The organism is Sphingomonas glacialis (assembly GCF_014653575.1).
GTDB classification, from domain to species: Bacteria; Pseudomonadota; Alphaproteobacteria; order Sphingomonadales; family Sphingomonadaceae; genus Sphingomonas; species Sphingomonas glacialis.
Genome location: NZ_BNAQ01000001.1, coordinates 861822 through 878318, shown reverse-complemented (window position 1 = coordinate 878318; position 16497 = coordinate 861822). Strand labels below are relative to the sequence as shown.

Annotated in this window: 19 protein-coding genes and 1 pseudogene; 7 read left to right on the top strand and 13 right to left on the bottom strand. The window is 66.6% G+C overall.

From position 1 onward, the window contains the following. Positions 1-4: 4 nt before the first annotated feature. The gene (locus IE187_RS04210) at positions 5-1933 is read left to right on the top strand and encodes an alpha-L-fucosidase (RefSeq protein WP_189675216.1); all 1929 of its coding nucleotides are present in this window, start codon (positions 5-7) and stop codon (positions 1931-1933) included. A 48-nt stretch (positions 1934-1981) separates the two neighbouring features. Here IE187_RS04210 and IE187_RS04205 read toward each other — a convergent pair whose 3' ends face one another. The 10 genes from IE187_RS04205 to IE187_RS04160 form a co-directional block, all read right to left on the bottom strand. Further along, positions 1982-2863: an SGNH/GDSL hydrolase family protein gene (locus tag IE187_RS04205; protein WP_189675215.1), complete on the bottom strand. Its 882-nt coding sequence runs from the start codon at positions 2861-2863 to the stop codon at positions 1982-1984. Between the two features lie 139 nt (positions 2864-3002). Further along, complete coding sequence (gene msrB / locus IE187_RS04200; protein WP_189675214.1) at positions 3003-3446, bottom strand: peptide-methionine (R)-S-oxide reductase MsrB; 444 nt, start codon at positions 3444-3446, stop codon at positions 3003-3005. A gap of 26 nt (positions 3447-3472) precedes the next feature. After that, complete coding sequence (locus IE187_RS04195) at positions 3473-4000, bottom strand: DUF1440 domain-containing protein (RefSeq protein WP_189675213.1); 528 nt, start codon at positions 3998-4000, stop codon at positions 3473-3475. A 306-nt stretch (positions 4001-4306) separates the two neighbouring features. Next, on the bottom strand, positions 4307-6616 hold the full coding sequence (locus IE187_RS04190) for a xanthine dehydrogenase family protein molybdopterin-binding subunit (protein WP_189675212.1): 2310 nt from the start codon (positions 6614-6616) through the stop codon (positions 4307-4309). Beyond that, positions 6613-7077, bottom strand: a complete 465-nt coding sequence (locus tag IE187_RS04185) for a (2Fe-2S)-binding protein (RefSeq protein ID WP_133189294.1) — start codon at positions 7075-7077, stop codon at positions 6613-6615. The genes IE187_RS04190 and IE187_RS04185 overlap by 4 nt, the downstream gene beginning before the upstream one ends. Then, a complete protein-coding gene (locus tag IE187_RS04180; RefSeq protein ID WP_229839216.1) occupies positions 7074-8423 on the bottom strand; it encodes a c-type cytochrome in 1350 nt (449 codons plus the stop codon). The genes IE187_RS04185 and IE187_RS04180 overlap by 4 nt, the downstream gene beginning before the upstream one ends. Before the next feature lie 136 nt (positions 8424-8559). Beyond that, positions 8560-8775, bottom strand: a complete 216-nt coding sequence (locus IE187_RS04175; protein WP_189675211.1) for an NADPH-dependent FMN reductase — start codon at positions 8773-8775, stop codon at positions 8560-8562. Then, entirely contained in the window at positions 8772-9251 is a 480-nt protein-coding gene (locus tag IE187_RS04170; protein WP_189675210.1) for a nuclear transport factor 2 family protein, read from the bottom strand. The genes IE187_RS04175 and IE187_RS04170 overlap by 4 nt, the downstream gene beginning before the upstream one ends. Next, the gene (locus IE187_RS04165) at positions 9248-9880 is read right to left on the bottom strand and encodes a pyridoxamine 5'-phosphate oxidase family protein (RefSeq protein ID WP_189675209.1); all 633 of its coding nucleotides are present in this window, start codon (positions 9878-9880) and stop codon (positions 9248-9250) included. Before IE187_RS04165 ends, IE187_RS04170 begins: the two co-directional genes overlap by 4 nt. A gap of 69 nt (positions 9881-9949) precedes the next feature. Continuing rightward, positions 9950-10495, bottom strand: coding sequence for a carboxymuconolactone decarboxylase family protein (locus tag IE187_RS04160; protein WP_189675208.1), 546 nt, complete (start codon positions 10493-10495; stop codon positions 9950-9952). Between the two features lie 114 nt (positions 10496-10609). Between IE187_RS04160 and IE187_RS04155 the strand changes: the two genes are divergently transcribed. Continuing rightward, entirely contained in the window at positions 10610-11515 is a 906-nt protein-coding gene (locus IE187_RS04155; protein ID WP_189675207.1) for a LysR family transcriptional regulator, read from the top strand. A gap of 22 nt (positions 11516-11537) precedes the next feature. Here IE187_RS04155 and IE187_RS04150 read toward each other — a convergent pair whose 3' ends face one another. The 3 genes from IE187_RS04150 to IE187_RS04140 form a co-directional block, all read right to left on the bottom strand. After that, positions 11538-12224, bottom strand: coding sequence for a DUF1223 domain-containing protein (locus tag IE187_RS04150; RefSeq protein ID WP_189675206.1), 687 nt, complete (start codon positions 12222-12224; stop codon positions 11538-11540). Position 12225: 1 nt separating this feature from the next. Continuing rightward, positions 12226-12681, bottom strand: a complete 456-nt coding sequence (locus tag IE187_RS04145; RefSeq protein WP_189675205.1) for a DoxX family protein — start codon at positions 12679-12681, stop codon at positions 12226-12228. A 62-nt stretch (positions 12682-12743) separates the two neighbouring features. After that, complete coding sequence (locus IE187_RS04140) at positions 12744-13019, bottom strand: BufA1 family periplasmic bufferin-type metallophore (RefSeq protein ID WP_189675203.1); 276 nt, start codon at positions 13017-13019, stop codon at positions 12744-12746. A gap of 234 nt (positions 13020-13253) precedes the next feature. On the opposite strand from IE187_RS04140, the gene IE187_RS04135 reads away from it, so the two are divergent. From IE187_RS04135 to IE187_RS04115, 5 genes and pseudogenes are all read left to right on the top strand, one after another. Beyond that, positions 13254-13793, top strand: coding sequence for a sigma-70 family RNA polymerase sigma factor (locus tag IE187_RS04135; protein ID WP_189675202.1), 540 nt, complete (start codon positions 13254-13256; stop codon positions 13791-13793). Beyond that, positions 13790-14431, top strand: a complete 642-nt coding sequence (locus IE187_RS04130) for a DUF1109 domain-containing protein (RefSeq protein ID WP_133189272.1) — start codon at positions 13790-13792, stop codon at positions 14429-14431. The genes IE187_RS04135 and IE187_RS04130 overlap by 4 nt, the downstream gene beginning before the upstream one ends. Positions 14432-14513: 82 nt before the next feature. Next, entirely contained in the window at positions 14514-14774 is a 261-nt protein-coding gene (bufA2, locus tag IE187_RS04125) for a BufA2 family periplasmic bufferin-type metallophore (protein WP_189675201.1), read from the top strand. An 85-nt stretch (positions 14775-14859) separates the two neighbouring features. Then, a pseudogene (gene bufB / locus IE187_RS04120) lies at positions 14860-15695 on the top strand (MNIO family bufferin maturase). Continuing rightward, positions 15692-16450: an HvfC/BufC N-terminal domain-containing protein gene (locus IE187_RS04115; RefSeq protein WP_189675200.1), complete on the top strand. Its 759-nt coding sequence runs from the start codon at positions 15692-15694 to the stop codon at positions 16448-16450. The pseudogene bufB and the gene IE187_RS04115 overlap by 4 nt, the downstream one beginning before the upstream one ends. Positions 16451-16497 lie beyond the last annotated feature (47 nt).

The window sequence follows — 16497 nt, the reverse complement described above, 5'->3', positions numbered from 1 at the left end:
GGAGATGCCCGTGATCCGTCCTTCGCGCCGCCGCGTGCTTGCCTCCGGCCTGGCCGCCACTGCCGCCGCCACTGCCGTGCCCGCGCTCGCCAAGCGTGCGGTGGCACCGCCGCAGCCGTGGGGCGCGACGCCGTCGAAGCGGCAGTTCGCCTGGCATACGCGCGGGCAATATGCTTTCGTCCATTTCTCGATCAACACCTTCACCGACAAGGAATGGGGGTATGGCGACGAGGATCCGGCGCTGTTCGACCCGACCGATTTCTCGCCCGACCAGATCGTCGCGGCGGCGAAGGCGGCCGGCATGACGGGCATCATCCTCACCGCCAAGCACCATGACGGTTTCTGCCTGTGGCCGACGCATCTGACCGAGCGCTGCATCCGCAACACGCCGTACAAGCAGGGCAAGGGCGACGTGGTCGGCGAGATGGCGGCGGCGACGCGGCGCGCGGGGCTCGCCTTTGGCCTGTATCTCTCGCCGTGGGACCGGCATCATCCCGAGTACGGCCGGCCCGCCTATGTCGACTATTTCCGCAAGCAGATCGTCGAGCTCTGCACGCGCTATGGCGAGCTGTTCGAATTCTGGTTCGACGGCGCCAATGGCGGCGACGGCTATTACGGTGGCGCGCGCGAGACCCGCAAGATCGATGCGCCGGCCTATTACGACTGGCCCAAAACGGTCGCGCTGGTCCATCAGTATCAGCCGATGGCGTGTACCTTCGATCCGCTCGGCGCCGACCTGCGCTGGGTCGGCAATGAGGACGGCGTCGCGGGCGATCCGTGCTGGCCGACGATGCCGAACCACCTCTACGTCCAGTCCGAGGGCAATAGCGGGGTGCGCGGCGGCGCCTTGTGGTGGCCGGCCGAGACCGACGTGTCGATCCGCCCCGGCTGGTTCTACCACGCCGACGAGGATGCCAAGGTCAAGACGCCCGCGCAGTTGCTGGAGCTGTACGACACCTCGGTCGGGCGCGGCACCAACCTCAACCTCAATCTGCCGCCCGATCGGCGCGGGCGGCTGGCCGATGGCGACGTCGCGGTGCTCCGCGCCTTCGGCGCCGCGCAGGCCGCGACCTATGCGCGCGACCTCGCACAGGGCGCGATCGCGAGCGCGAGCGACACGCGCGGCCCGGCTTTTGCCGCCGCACGCGTGCTCGACGGCCGGCGCGACAGCTATTGGTCGAGCGGCGACGCGGTGACGACGCCGAGCCTGACGCTCGATCTTCCGCCGGGGCGGCGCTTCGACGTGATTCGCTTACGCGAATATCTGCCGCTCGGCGCGCGCGTCACACGCTTTGCGGTCGATGCCGAGGTCGACGGCGCGTGGCAGACGCTCGCCGAGCAGGAGGCGATCGGACCGCAGCGCATCATCCGGTTGCCGCAGCCGATCACGGCGCGGCGGGTCCGTCTCCGCATCGTCGCGGCGCCGGTCTGCCCGGCGATCAGCGAAGTCGCGCTGTTCCTGCAAGTCCAGCCGGCAGCCGTCGTGCCCGTGCGCGCGCACGACGCGACGACACTTTCGAGCGCGGGCTGGCGGATCATGACCGCCTCGGGCCCCGGCGCCGAAGCTCTGCTCGACGACGACGCGGCGACGCGCTGGACCGTGCCTGCCCCGACGCCGGGCCGGCCCGCCAGCGTGACGATCGACATGGGTGCGGTGGCAGCGCTCGCTGGCATCAGCGTAACGCCGTCGCGGACGATCGCCAAAGGCGTGGCGCCGCCGCGCGATTATCGGTGCGAGACGAGCCTCGACGGCGTGCGCTGGGAGCTCGCGGCGGCGGGCGAACTTCCCAACATCGCCTATGCGCTGGCGACGCAGCGGATCGCGTTCGGCACAACGCGGCCGGCGCGGTGGTTGCGCCTCAGCTTCACGGAAACCGCCGTTCCCGCCGATAGGCTTGCGCTCGCAGGCGTCGGGGCGTTCCTCAAACGGTAGGGCGGCGGTCAGGGTTCGCCGGTTGGTCGCGGCGTCTGCGCTTGCGCCTCACGTCGTCCGCGATTGGATTTGCCGGCCGAGCGCCTCGGCGATCGCGGCCATTCCGCGGGCGTTCGGGTGATATGGCACGAAGCTCGGTCCGCCGGGCAGGGGGAAGCCATTGACCCACGGCTCGGCGCTGCACGCGGTGTGGGCGCTCGACAGGTCGGATGCTTTCAGGACTTCGGATCCAGTCTCGGCTGCGACGCGCGCGGTCAGCACCGCAAGCCGTCGCGCCGTGGCGCGGCCGGTATCGGCCTCGGCGCGGGACAGCGGTACGCTCGCGCACGTCTCGACCGGCGGCAATACCGCGACATAATCGACGAAGATCAATCGCGCCATGGGCGCGCGGCGATGCACCTCGGCCGCAATGCTGCGCAGCGCGGTGTCGAGCTTTGCCCAGTCGGCCTCAAGGACCTGCGGGGGCGCGGGGCATCGGCCTCCCGGCGTTCCGGATGGCGGCGCAGCAAAGCTGCGGCACGAGGCCGATCCGAGGCCGCCGATATAGCCGACATCGTTGCCGCCGATCGTGATCGTCACCAGCCCGGTATCGCGGGTCAGCGCGTCGATCTGCGGCGGCAGCGCGTCCCAGGGCCCGAGAATATGCGCCGTGGTCGCGCCGCTGCAGCTCACATCGTCGAGCTGCAAGCCGAGCTTGCGCGCGAGGAGATGCGCATAATTGTCTGTCGAACGGGCGCAACGCGTGGCGGGCTGGTCGGCTGATGACGTGACTCCGGGCCCTGCCGCAAACGAGCTTCCCATTGCGACATAGCGGGCGCCGGGCGCCACCATGCCGGCCTGGGGATGCAAGCTGGTCGTACAGGCCACGAGCAACGCGGACACGCCGACCACCAGACCTGCCCGCCAGCGTGAACCGTTTGGATACGTCATGCTCTCAACTCCCGGCCGCCGTTGATAGCACGGGACCCCTCATGCTCGTTACGAGCCTGAAACGTCACGGTCACGCGATTGTCAAAGGGTCTGCGCTGAGCGTCCGTCTGCGGAGGAAGCGGTGGCGCAGAAGCGGCGTTCAACCCTCGACTTGATCGAGATACGCACCATAGCCCTCAGCTTCCATCGCTGCGCGGGGTACGAAGCGCAAGGATGCCGAGTTGATGCAATAGCGTAGCCCGCCGCGATCCCGCGGGCCGTCATTGAAAACGTGTCCCAGGTGGCTGTCACCGTTGGCGGAACGGACTTCTGTGCGGACCATGCCGAGCGTAACATCGCGCAACTCGGCAACATTGGCGGGCTCGATCGGCTTGGTGAAGCTCGGCCAGCCACAGTGCGATTCGTATTCGTCGGCGGACGCGAACAACGGCTCCCCCGAAACGATGTCGACATAGATGCCGGCATCCGTGGTGTGGAGATATTCGCCCGTACCGGGACGCTCGGTGCCGCTTTTTTGCGTCACGCGATATTGTTCGGGGGAGAGCCGCGCGATTGCGGCGTCGGTCTTGCGATAATCAGCCATGGTCATGCTCCTTGCGTTGCTATCGTTCAGTCGCCCTGGCGGGGAATCAGCGTACCGGCGACGTGCCGGCGTACGATCTCGCTCACGCCGCCGAAGACGATATGCGAGGCGTAGGAATACACATTGCTTGCGATCCCGGCGTTCCACGGCGCGCTGCCGAGCCCGGTCGCGGGAACGGCGGCTTCGTCGAGCACCGTTGCGGTGCCGAGCCCAAACCCCAGCCCATAGCCGGAGGTGACCGACGGGCGAAACTCCGCTGCGATGCCATAGGCCGCGCCGAGCGCAATACCGACGGCATAGTGGACGGCCTGGCCGGCAAGCGGTTTGTCCGCGGCGGCGACGGCTTGCCCCGTAAGGCTCTCCGACACCGCATCGGCGGCTTTTTCCGTCGCGGGCTCGGAATCGCTCCCGCTCGACGGAAGCAACGGCGATACCGCGGCCTGGAACCGGTCCATCGCAAAGGATGCCACGGCGCCCGCTATCACGCCCGCTACGGCACCTCTTGCCAGCCTTGCGGCAACGCTCTCATCGGTCTTGGCTGGGGTCGAGGCCATCGCATATCTCCTGGGGTCTGCCGCGCGACAACGACGGAGCGGCAGACGGGTTGCGACGGGAACGCTTGCGATGGCGTTTTGCCTCGGCCGCTTCGGTTGGCACGCTCGACTATCGGCTGCACGGTGCGGACGTGCAAGCGAGCGGCCCTAAGGAGACCGCTCGACGGGTCGAGGCATTCGGCCAGCTTCCAGCTTTCGTCCGGCATCGCGACGCGATGGAGCCCGGGGCAAAAGGTCAGAGTGCCGACGATCGCGGGCGATACAGGGCTCCCGTGAGCGGCGTTGTCAGCCGCCGCGAGCGTACATCTACCGCGCTTTCAATGCGGCCAGGACCGCGGCCGGGGTGATGGGAATGTGGCGCAATCGGATCCCAGTCGCGGCGTAGATCGCATTGCCGATCGCGGGGCCGACGACCGTCGTGGCGGGCTCGCCCAACCCGACGGGCACGTTTTCGCTCTCGACAAAACTGATGTCGAGTTGTGGCACGTCGGCGATGCGCAGCGGGGTGTAGGTGTTGAGATTGGTGTCCTTCACCTGGCCCGCGGCGAATTCGGTGCTCTCGTGCAGCGCCATGCTCAGGCCCCACAGCGCGCCGCCCTGCACCTGCGCCAGCGCGCCGTCGGGATCGACGATCGTGCCGGCGTCGACCACGAGCGTCAGCTTCTCCACGCGGACGATGCCGGTCGCGCGATCGACATGGATTTGCGCCGCGCACGCCACCCAGGTCGGCATGTCGCGTTCCTGCCCGAAGCTGGTGGCGACGCCGAGCCCGGTATCGGCGGGACGTTTTGCGCCCCAGCCGGCCTTTTCGGCGACGCGGCGTACCACCTCGGCTTGGCGGAGCGCGCCGCCGACCGCGTTGGGCGCGGAGCCGGCGTTGCGGCCCTTGCCGGTCAGCAGCTTCAACCGGAACGCCACCGGGTCAATCTTGGTGTGGTGCGCCGCTTCGTCGATGAAGCTCTCGAGCGCCCAGTTGGTCCAGCCTGGTCCCACCGAGCGCAGCCAGCCCGGGCGGAAGGTGGCGTTGGCGAGATCGTTGGCGACCGCGCGGACCTGCTGGTGGCCGACATCATACCAATGGTCCGCACCCGAGATCGCGAAGGGATCGTATTGGCCGCCCTTCTTGGTCTTGGCGAGCAAGGTCGGCCCGGCGATCACCTGTGTCGGCCAGCCGGCGCAGGCGTGATGCTCCATTGCCTGGATCTGGCCGCTGCCGTCGAACTGCATCCGCAACCGCTGCACCGAGGGCGAGCGCACCGAATCGAAGCGCGCATCGTCCTCGCGCGTCATGATCATCTTGACCGGGCGGCCAAGCGCCTTGGTCGCGAGCGCAGCCGGGATCGTATAGTCGCCGTTGAGCCGCCGGCCGAAGCCGCCGCCGAGCAGATAGCTGCGGAGCACCACCTTGGTCTCGGCCACGCCGAGCGCCTTGGCGAGCGTCGGCAGGATCAGGCTCTGCCACTGGTTGCCGGTGTGGATTTCGAACACGCCGTCCTTTTCGAACGCGAGCGCGTTGAGCGGCTCGAGCTGGAAATGGAGCACGGTCGCGGTGGTGTAGATCTGCTCGATCGTGCTCGCCGCAGCGGCGGTGAAGTTCGGCGTGCTGTCGTCGTCGGCGATGTCGAGCAGAATGCCGCCATCGGCCTTGGCGACGAGCGCGCGGGCATGGTCCTGCAGCGTCTGCTCGCTCATGTCCGCGCCGGGGCCGGGCGTCCAGGTGACGTCGAGCAGGTCGGTCGCCTTGAGCGCGGCATAATAGGTGGTCGCGATCACCATCACCCAGCCGGGCACGGTGTCCGACGGATCGTCGAGCACCAGATAGCGCAGATAGCCTTTGACCTTCTTGGCCGCGGCGTCGTCGACCGACACGACCTTCGATCCGTTGCGCGTCGGCGGCAGCTTGGGGCGGGCATAGACCATCCCCGGCAGCTTGGCGTCGATGCCGTAGACCGCGGTGCCGTTGGTCTTGGCGTCGATGTCGAGCCCGTGCGTCTCGCGCCCGATCAGGCGGCGCTCCTTGACCGGCTTGATCGGCAGCGCCTTGAGCTCGTCGGGGGTGAATTGCCGCGCGACGGTGCCGCTTTTGGCGATGTCGCCATACGACATCGAACGCCCGCCGGCATGGACCGCGCCGCCTTTAGCCGTGCAGTTCGCGGGGTTTGCGCCCATCAGCTTGGCGCCGGCTTCGATCAGCGCGATCCGCCCGGCGGCGCCCGCCTGGCTGAACACCGGGAAGGTCTGCCACACCGACCAGCTGCCGCCGGTGACCATCAGGCCCCATTTCGGATCGCTGTCGACATGGACGATGCGCACCTTGTCCCAATCCGCTTCGAGCTCGTCGGCGAGGATGCGCGCGAGCGCGGTGCCGACGTGCTGGCCCATCTCGGCGCGGATGATGTTGACGGTGACGATACCCGCCGCGTCGATCCCGAACCAGATCGTCGGTTCGAATTGCGGCCCGGTGGCGGAGGCGGGTACGCTGCCCGGCACCGCCGGATCGATCGCCGCCAGCACGCGCGAGAAGCCGAATGCGACCCCCGCCGCGCCGCTCGCCACGAGGAAGCCACGCCGGCTGAACGGCGCCGTCGCTTCGGCGCGCGTGATGAGGCGGCTCATGCCTTGGTTCCCATCTCGGCGGCTGCCTGTTTGATCGCCGCGCGGATGCGGACATAGGTCATGCAGCGGCACAGACTCCCGGTCATCACCGCGTCGATCTCGTCGTCGCTGGGGGCGGGAAAATCCTGCAGCATCGCCGCCGCCTGCATGATCTGGCCCGACTGGCAGTAGCCGCATTGCGGCACCTGCAGCGCGCGCCACGCTTGTTGCAGCGGGTGATTTGCGGCGGGGTCGAGCCCTTCGATCGTCGTGATGGCGGCGCCCTCGACCGACGCGAGCGGGGTGATGCAGGAGCGCGTCGCGCGGCCGCCGACATGGACGGTGCAGGCGCCGCACATCCCGATCCCGCAGCCGAACTTCGTGCCGGTCAGCCCGATATGATCGCGGATCACCCACAAGAGCGGGGTGTCGTCCTCGACGTCGGTGGTCACCGCGCGGCCGTTGATGGTGAAGCTGGTCATTGGCCCTGGCCTTGCGCGCGGATGGTGGCGACTTTTGTCTCGAGATCGGCCCAGGCCGGCTTGGTCGTCCGGGTCGCCCGCAGATAGGCGGAGATCCGTGCGACGTCGGCGTTGGTGAAGCCGTGCGCGAAGCCCGGCATTACCACGCCCGGCGCGCCGTCCTGCGCGCTCACCCCATAGAGGATGACGCGGATCAGATTGGTCGGATCGTCGAGGTTGACCGCGCTGTTGAGCGCGAGATCGGGGCGCAGCGGGTTGAGCTGGCGCCCATTATAGTGGCACGACGCGCACGCGCCGGCATAGAGCCGCGCGGCGGGATCGTAGGTCAGCCCGGAACCGATCTTGTCGGCGACCAAGGCCTTCACGATCGCGGCATCGCCCTGCGCGCCTTGGCTCGCCGATCCGTTGCGGCTGGCGAAATAGGTGGCGATCGCGGCGACGTCTGCAGCGGGGAGGTGGGAGAGACCGCGCGGAACCGCGCCCATCGGCCCGGCGGCGGTGCCATGATAGCGGCTGATGCCGGTACCGAGATAGGCGACCAGCTCGGCGTGCGTCCACGGCACGGGCGAGGGGTTGGTCTTGTCGAGCGGCGGCGCGATCCAGCCGTCGATCGGTGCGCCTGCATAAGCGCGATCCCGGATCTCGGCGCCGAGCACGCCGCGCGGCGTGTGGCAGGCGCCGCAATGGCTGATGCCCTCGGCAAGATAGGCGCCCCGATTCCATTCGGCGCTTTGTGTCGGCTGGGGCTGGAAGCGGCCGGTGGTGAAGAACAGCAGCTTCCACCCGGCCTGCAACAGGCGGATGTTGAGCGGGAAGGGTACGGTGTTGTCGCTGGCTTCCTGGCGCACGGGCGCGCGGGTCATGAAATACGCATACAGCGCGGCCACGTCGCCGTCGGTCAGCTTGGTGAAATGGTCGTAGGGAAACGCCGGCAACAAATGCGCGCCGTTGCGCGACACCCCCTCATGCATCGCCCGCCGGAACGCGGGTTCGGACCATTTACCGATCCCCGTCGCGGGATCGGGCGTGATGTTGGTCGAATAGATCGTGCCGAACTGCGTCGCCATCGGATAGCCGCCGGCGAACGGCTTGCCGTGCTTGGCGGTATGGCATGCAGAGCAATAGCCGGCGCTGGCCAGAACTTCGCCCTGTGCGACCAGCGCGGGCGCGAAGCTGCCGGGCGCGGGCGGGGCGATCTCGGCGATCGCTGGGCGCCACGCGAAGACGCAGAACGCGACGAGTCCGACGACGATGACGCCGATGAGACCGAGAAGCAGGCGCTTCAGCACGGTGAACAGGATCTCATGCGCAGCCCTTCGATCGGATGATCCGAGGCCTGGCCTCATCGGCCTCTTACGCTGTCGCGTCTAGTGGCCGTTTGAGCGGTGTATTCCTGTATTGCGCAGAGTGATTTTGAGGTCAGCCGCACGCAGGACCGCAATTAAGCCTATCGCTCGTGCGCATATTCCGGGCTCGCCACGATCACCCCGTCCGCGGCAACAATCGTTGCGCGCAAGACCTTGACGGCTTCGGGCAGATCCGTCTCCAAATCGGGTTGAACAGCGGCAGCGCGCCGAGCGAAACCAGCTCGACGGTAACGCCCTCGGGCGCTCCAGATGCGATCGTGCGCAGCAATGCCGTGTTGATCGAACTTGCCCGCAGGCTGCCCGATACGGCCGCAATGCGGATCGCGGTCATCCGTTTACGCCGGCCAAGCCGGGATACGCCTGCGGACGCGGTGCGGGGGCATCCCACAGGAAGCGACGCTCCCCCTCCGCGATCGCGAGATCGTTCACCGACGCTTCGCGCCGCCGCATCAGTCCGTTTTCGGCAAACTCCCACTGCTCGTTGCCGTAGCTCCGATACCACTGACCAGCGATGCGGCACTCGTATTGAAACCGCACCGCGATCCGGTTGTCGGTGAACGCCCACAGGTCCTTGACCAAGCGATAGTCCTGCTCGCGCGACCATTTGGCGCTCAGCAGGGCGATAATGGCGGGTCGCCCCGTGACGAAGCTGTCCCGGTTTCGCCACGCGCTGTCGGTCGTATAGGCCAGCGCCACCCGCTCGGGATCGCGGCTGTTCCAGGCATCCTCCGCCGCCCGCACCTTGAGCACGGCGCTCTCGCGCGTGAAGGGCGGCAGCGGGGGGCGTGGAGTTTCTAGCGTGCTCATGCGGGCAGGTCCTTTTCGGCAAGCGCTGTACGCAGCGCGATGTTTTCGGCTTCGAGCGCCGCGAGTCTGGCGTGGAGTGGCGCAGATGCCGCGGCGATCTCGGCCTCGGTAAAGCGCGGGGTGATATGCTGCGGGCAATTCCAATCGAACGCTGCGAGGTGCAGTAGGAATACGCGTTCGGGCACGCCACGATAGCTCGGCAGGTCAAGCTTGCTCGCCAGCACGGGATCGGTCGAGAGATCACGCGCCTCGATCCGGGCATAGAGCTTCAGTCGGCGACGGCGCGGATAGTCCATCAGGAAAATCGCCACGCGGTTGTTCGCCGCCACGTTGCCAAGGCTGATATATTGGCGATTGCCCCGAAAGTCCGCGAAGGCGAGCGTCGTTTCGTCAAGCACCTTGAGGAAACCCGCCGGGCCGCCGCGATGCTGGACATAGGGCCAGCCGCTTTCCGATACGCTCGCCAGGTAGAAGCTGTCGCGCTCGGCGATGAACTGGACTTCGGCTGGTCCGAAACGGTCCGCTGGCCGGCGCCCGCCGATGGTGTCGTAAAGCCCGGCACTCCCATTCGCTACCTGTGCCGCGAGCACGCTCGGCGTCGTCGCAAGGGTGAGGAAGGCATTGGCCATGATCGAGCTCCGGTTGCTGCATGGCGGCGTCGGCGGGCGCATCGAGCGCAAACCGCCGACGCCGGACCATCAAGCGGCTTCGGCCGCCAGGACGACTGGGAAGTCGATGTCGGTTCTGGCGACATTGTTGATGTAGTTGGTCAGCACGTTGAGCGCGACCGACGCGACGATCTCGATCACTTGCGCCTCGCTGAAGCCGGCCAGACGCACTTCGGCGAGGTCGGCGTCGCTGACCTGGCCGCGCGCCTCGTGGACCTTGCGGGCGAAGCCGACGGCCGCATCGGCCTTGGCGTCGCCCGAATGACCGGCGCGGTTCAGCGCGATCTCGGCGGCGTCGATCTTGGCGAGGTTCAGGCCGAGGTAGGTATGCGCCGACAGGCAGTAATCGCAGCCATTGGCTTGCGCGATCGCAAGCGCGATGCGTTCGCGGGTCTTGGCGTCGAGTGTGCGGCCCAGTGCGCCGTTGAGGCCGAGATAGCCCTCCAGCGCAGCCGGGCTGCTGCCGACGAGCCGGAACAGGTTGGGGACCATGCCAAGCTGCTTTTCGACCGCATCAAGCAGCGGCTGCGATTTTGCGGGGGAATCTTCGCGGGTGGGGATGGCGATGCGGGACACGTCTTTTCTCCGGGTAGGCGGCTGGATGCGGCCTGCCCAGGGAAGATGCGCTTTGGGCTAGGATGTGATAATCCGTTCCTTCGACACTTCACTCATGCGCAAATCGGGACAATCATGGATCGGCTCGACATGCTGCGCACCTTCGTCGCCGTCGCCGATCATGCGAGCTTTGCGGAGGCCGCGCGCCGACTGCGCGTTTCGCCTACGGCGGCGAGCCGGGCAGTCGCGGCGCTGGAGCTTGATCTCGGAACACCCTTGTTGCGGCGGACGACGCGATCGGTGCGGCTGACCGACGAGGGCGCGGCGTATCTCGAGCGCTGCCGCGCCGCGCTGACCGAACTCGACGATGCAGCGCTGGCGTTGCGCGGCACCGGTGCTTTGCCGGGAGGCAATCTTGTCGTCACCGCGCCGGTGACCTTTGGACGGCTCCATATCCTGCCGATCACGACCAGCCTGTTGCGCAACCATTCGCGGTTAGGTGTCGAACTGACTTTGATCGATCGCGTCGTCCGCCTGGTTGAAGAGGGGATCGATGTCGCCGTGCGGATCGGCGATCTGTCAGACAGCGCGCTCCATGCCCTCAAGGTTGCGGAAGTGCGGCGCGTGCTCGTCGCCAGCCCTGGCTATATCGCGGCACGCGGAACGCCAGTGACCGTGCCAGCGCTGCATGACCGCGCCTTGATCTCTTTCACCGAAATTGATCGAGCGCACGAATGGCGCTTCGGAGCGACTGGCAAGACCGCCATCCGGATCGAACCAAGGCTGACCGTCAACACCGCCGATGCGGCGATTGCGGCTGCGGCCGATGGCGTGGGGATCGCGCGGGTGCTGTCCTATCAGGCGCTTGCGGCCGTCGCGTCGGGCCGCTTGGTCACGCTGCTCGACGAAGCCGCGCCGCCGCCCGTACCGGTCCACCTCGTCTATCAGGCCAATCGACGCACATCGGTCAACGTGCGCGCCTTCATCGATGCAGCGCGCGCGCATTTCAGCGGATTGGATCTGACCGGTCGCGCTGCGTAGAATCCGATGTCGGTTCGACGTGTCAAATGCGGGATGCGGCCACGATCCTCCCGCCACGTCCTGCTTGCACAAGCACGGCTGATTTGAGGTTGGGATCGGAATTCGTCGGGATCGCCACCGTTTTCGACGTCCCGTTCCACGTTCCGATGATGCTGAGCGACCGCACGACGTTGCGATGCACAAGCGTTAGGCCGCCATTCTCGCCCGCACGAATGGGAACGCTGAGCGCCCTTGCATCGTAGCGTACGAGCCAGATCGTCGCGGGCTGCGCGGTCGCGGCTTTCCCAATCGTCACCGTGCCGGGCGCAGCCTCGATGGCCGGGCCAGCCGGACCACGATCCTGCGCGCGGATTGCCGCCACCAGTTGCGCACGATTGCCGCCATTGACGGAGGCTCGGCCATTGATGACCGTCTGCGGCGTGGCGAACTGGCTGATGCCGGTGCGGGCATAATCGCGTTCGCGCTCGGTGAATTCGGGCTTGGCGAAGCTGTCCTTCCACCCGAGCTGATCCCAATACGTGACCGCGAAGGTCAGCGCGAGGATCTCCGGGCGATCGGCGATGCCGTTGATATTTGCGATCGCGGGCGGGCAGGACGAACAACCCTGGCTTTGGAACAGCTCGACGACGGTCGGATGCGTGGGGTCATTGGCCAAGGCCGGCGCGCCGCTCGCGATCACTGCAAGCGCGGGAAGGAGTCCGAACTTCATTTTACTGTTCCTTTTCGGTCGGAAGCGTCGGCAGCACGCGGTCGAGCGACCACGCTCCGCCGCCGCGGGCAAGCAGCGGCAACAGAATCGCCGCCCAGCTGAGATGCGTCGGCCAGGCATCGGGATAGACGAAGATCTCGATCGTCAGCGTCATCAGCAACAAGGCGGCTGCCGAGAACCGTGTCGCGAGGCCCAGGACGAGCAGGATCGAGAAGAGATGCTCCGAATAGGTCGCGGCGACCGCCGCGATCGCGGGCGGAACCAGTGGCAGCGCATAGTCGGTGCGAAACAGTTCGTAGGTGCTGTCCGTGATCTGCAGCAGCCCGTCGACCTTGGTCCGGCCCGACAGGAAGAACACCGCTGCGATCCCCAACCGGGCGATCAGCAGCAGCGCCGCATCGGGGAGCAAGGCAGCCGCGCGTCGAACGGTGCGATCGTACAAGGCGACGAGCGACATGATGGGCGTCTCCGAAAAAATGGCCGGCGCGCGCGGGCGACACCTCGGCTCTGGGCTGGCGATTACGCCTTGGGCGTCAGCGAACCAGTGCCCTTGGGCGTCTTGATCGAGACGCAGGTGCCCGCCTTGACGAGCTTCCAGGCATTGCCCTGATAATCGGCCCTGGACGTGCCCGCGCAGCTGGTGCCGGCTCCGGCCTTGCAGTCATTCTTGCCGGCAAGCGCGACCCCGTAACATTTCTCCATCGCGGGCGCGGCGTGGGCAACACCGGAAAGCGTGGCACCGCCGGCCACGGCGAGGGCAAGGCTGGCGGCGAGTGCGGCATGGGTCGGATGCACGAGATGTTTCCTTCGATGATGGAAGCCTCTGCGGCGCGTGGTTCGGCGATGGGGGACCGCCGAACCACGCGGTGACCAGGAAGGAGGCGTCGGGGCAAACCCGGTCACATGGGCCAATTCGGCGGAACGGCTGGTTCGGTTACGCAAAAGCTGGCGCGAAAGAATTTTCCGCCGCTCGCGCGCTCCGGTGTAACCTTCTGGCCATGTCGCACGAACACATCCTCGGGAGGGCTCATGCGAGCAAGTGAGGAACAGTTGCGCGGATTGATGATCGCTGGGCTCGACGGCAATGCCGACGACCACGCGGCGTTGCTGCGCTTGCTGGTCCCCATGCTTCGGGGATTCTACCGGCGTCGTGCAAGCGGCGACGGCGACGATATCGAGGATTTGGTGCAGGATACGCTGATCGCGGTTCATACCCGCCGTTCGACCTACGACCGCGACCGCCCGTTCACCGCGTGGCTGTTCGCGATCGCACGCTACAAGATGATCGATCATTTCCGCCGTAACCGTCGGACTCAGCCGATCGAAGGGCTGGAAGACATATTGATCGCCGAAGGGTTCGAGGACGCCAGTTCCGCGCGCATGGACGTGGACGATTTGCTCGACACGCTTCCGCCCAAACAGGCGCGGATGATCCGCGCGACCAGGATCGAGGGGCTGAGTGTCGCCGAGGCTGCCAATACGCATGGTGTTGGCGAATCCGACGTGAAGATCTCGGTCCATCGCGGGCTCAAGACCTTGATGGCGCGCATCCAGGGAGGACGGGCATGAACACCGACGACCTGATCGCGACGCTCGCCAGCGATGTCCCGCCCGTGAAGCGCAGTGCGGTGGGTCGACGGCTCGTGCTTGGTATCGCGGCGGGTGCGGCCGTGTCGGCAAGCTATGTGTTGCTGATGTGGGGCGCGCGGCCTGATCTGGCGGTGGCGATGCACGGTTTCTATTTCTGGATGAAGTGGGCGTACACGATTTCGCTCGCCTTCGGGGCGTTGGCGCTGACCGCGCAATTGGCGCGTCCCGAAACGCATCGGTTGCGATGGCTGTGGCTGCTGGCGATCCCGGTACTGCTGCTGGCCAGCGTCGGCGTGTTCGAGCTCCTCCACACACCGCAGACCCAATGGTTGGCGATGTGGTTGGGCCAAAGCTGGAAACAATGTCCTTGGCGCGTACTCTCGCTCGCGATGCCGATCTTCATCGGGCTGCTCTGGTCGTTCAGGCGACTCGCGCCAACGCGATTGCGTCTGGCCGGCGCGGCGGCAGGATTGGCGGCGGGCGCGTTCGCCGCCACCGTCTATTGCCTGCATTGCCCCGAAGCTTCGGCGATTTTCGTCCTGACCTGGTATTCGCTCGGCATCCTGCTCGCCGCATCGTTCGGCGCGCTGGTGGGGCCGCGCCTGTTGCGCTGGTAAGTTTTGGCGAAGCTGTAACCGTCGATCGTGAACCCGCGAATTGGAGGAGCCAATCCGGCAAACCCCTTCCGGGAGATTTTCCATGCTTACCCTTCGTACCGGCATCAGCTTCGCCGCCGCCGCCGCCGTCGTCGCCATCAGTGCTGCGGCCCCGACCGTCGCGGTCGCAAAGGATGGCGACACGGTGCACTGCTACGGCATCAATACCTGCAAGGGCACGTCGGACTGCAAGACCGCCAAGAACGAGTGCAAGGGCCAGAATGACTGCAAGGGACAGGGCTTCAAGGCGCTGTCGGCGAAGCAGTGCACCAAGGCCGGTGGCAGCCTTACGGCGCCGAACTGATCGCGGGACTCGGCCCGGTCGCCGTCAGGGGACCGGACCGACCTTCTCTTCAGCACGGATCAGGACGGACCCCATGCCAAAGCCCATGGCCTTGCCCATCACGCCCTTTGCCGGTTTCGGGCTCGGCTTGCGTAAACCGCATTATGTCGAATTTCTCGAACGCCGCGTCGCGGTCGATTTCGTCGAAGTGATTTCCGAGAATTTCATGGTCGATGGCGGCAAGCCGCGCCAGATCCTGCGCGATGTCCGCGCGTCCTATCCGGTGGCGCTGCACGGCGTTTCGATGTCGGTCGGATCGGCCGACGGACTGGACGGGGCCTATCTCGCCCGGCTGCGCGCGCTGGTCGATGAGATCGAGCCGTTGTTCGTATCCGATCATCTCAGCTGGACTCGGATAGAGGGCTTCAGTTCGCACGATCTGCTTCCCTTGCCCTACACAGACGAAGCCCTCGCCCTGGTCTGCGCCAATATCGGCCGCGCGCAGGACGCGTTAGGCCGCACGATGCTAATCGAGAATCCCTCCACCTATATCGCGTTCGAGGGTGCCGACATGACCGAATGGCAGTTCCTGGATGCGATGTGCGCGCGCAGCGGCTGCGGACTGCTGCTCGACGTCAACAATGTGTTCGTCAGCGCGACCAACCACGGCTTCGATCCGATCGCCTATCTCAACGGCGTGCCGCACGAACGCGTGCGGCAGATTCATCTGGCCGGGCACAGCCGCGGACAGGACATGCTGATCGACACGCACGATCAGCCGGTGCCGACCTATGGGACCTGTACGCGCATGTCTTGCCGATGCTCGGGCCGGTCGCGACGATGATCGAGCGTGACGACGACATCCCGCCGTTGCACGAGCTTCTCGCCGAGCTGGACCTTGCCCGGCGGATCGGCGGACAGCCCTTGGCCAAAGCGGCATGAGCTTGCTCGCGCTCCAGCGCGATATGCGCGCGTGGCTCGTCGCTGCGGATGCCGACGCGGCAAGCCGCTATGGCAGCGCGGCCGCAGCCGGCTTGCTGGTCTATCAAAACACGTATCGCGCCCAACTGGTCGCGTGCCTTGAGGAAAGCTTTGTGCAGACGCGCGCCTGGGTTGGCGGCGAGGCGTTTCATCATGCCGTCGTCGCCCATATCGAGCGCGTGCCACCGACGAGCTGGACGCTCGACGCCTATCCGCGGGATTTTCCGGCAACGCTTGCGGTGCTGTATCCCGATGATCCCGAAGTCGCCGAGCTTGCGTGGATCGAATACGCGCTCGGGGAGGCGTTTGTCGGTCCCGATAGCGCAACCCTTGACGTGGGCGCGTTGGCGTACATCGATTGGGATACGGCGAAGCTGCAATTTACGCCAACGCTACGCCTGCGCGCGCTGACCACCAACGCGCCTGCAATCTGGTCGGCATTATTCGCAGAAGAGGCGCCGCCGGCGGTTCAGGTGCTGCCCAAGCCGGGTGCGATCCTGGTCTGGCGGCGCGATCAGGTCTCGCTGTTCCGCGCGATCGACTGCACCGAGCGCGATGCGCTGCTGCGAGCGACCGCGGGCGTGGCGTTTCCCGATCTGTGTGCGGAATTGGTCGAGGTCCATGGTGAGCACACCGGCATAACGCGCGCCGGGACCATGCTGGGCCAGTGGCTTGCCGACGGGTTGATCGTGGGGGTCACCATCTTACAGCGTTGACCACGGACACCCAAATGGTCGCCCTTAAGTCTTCTGGATCAGTGCGT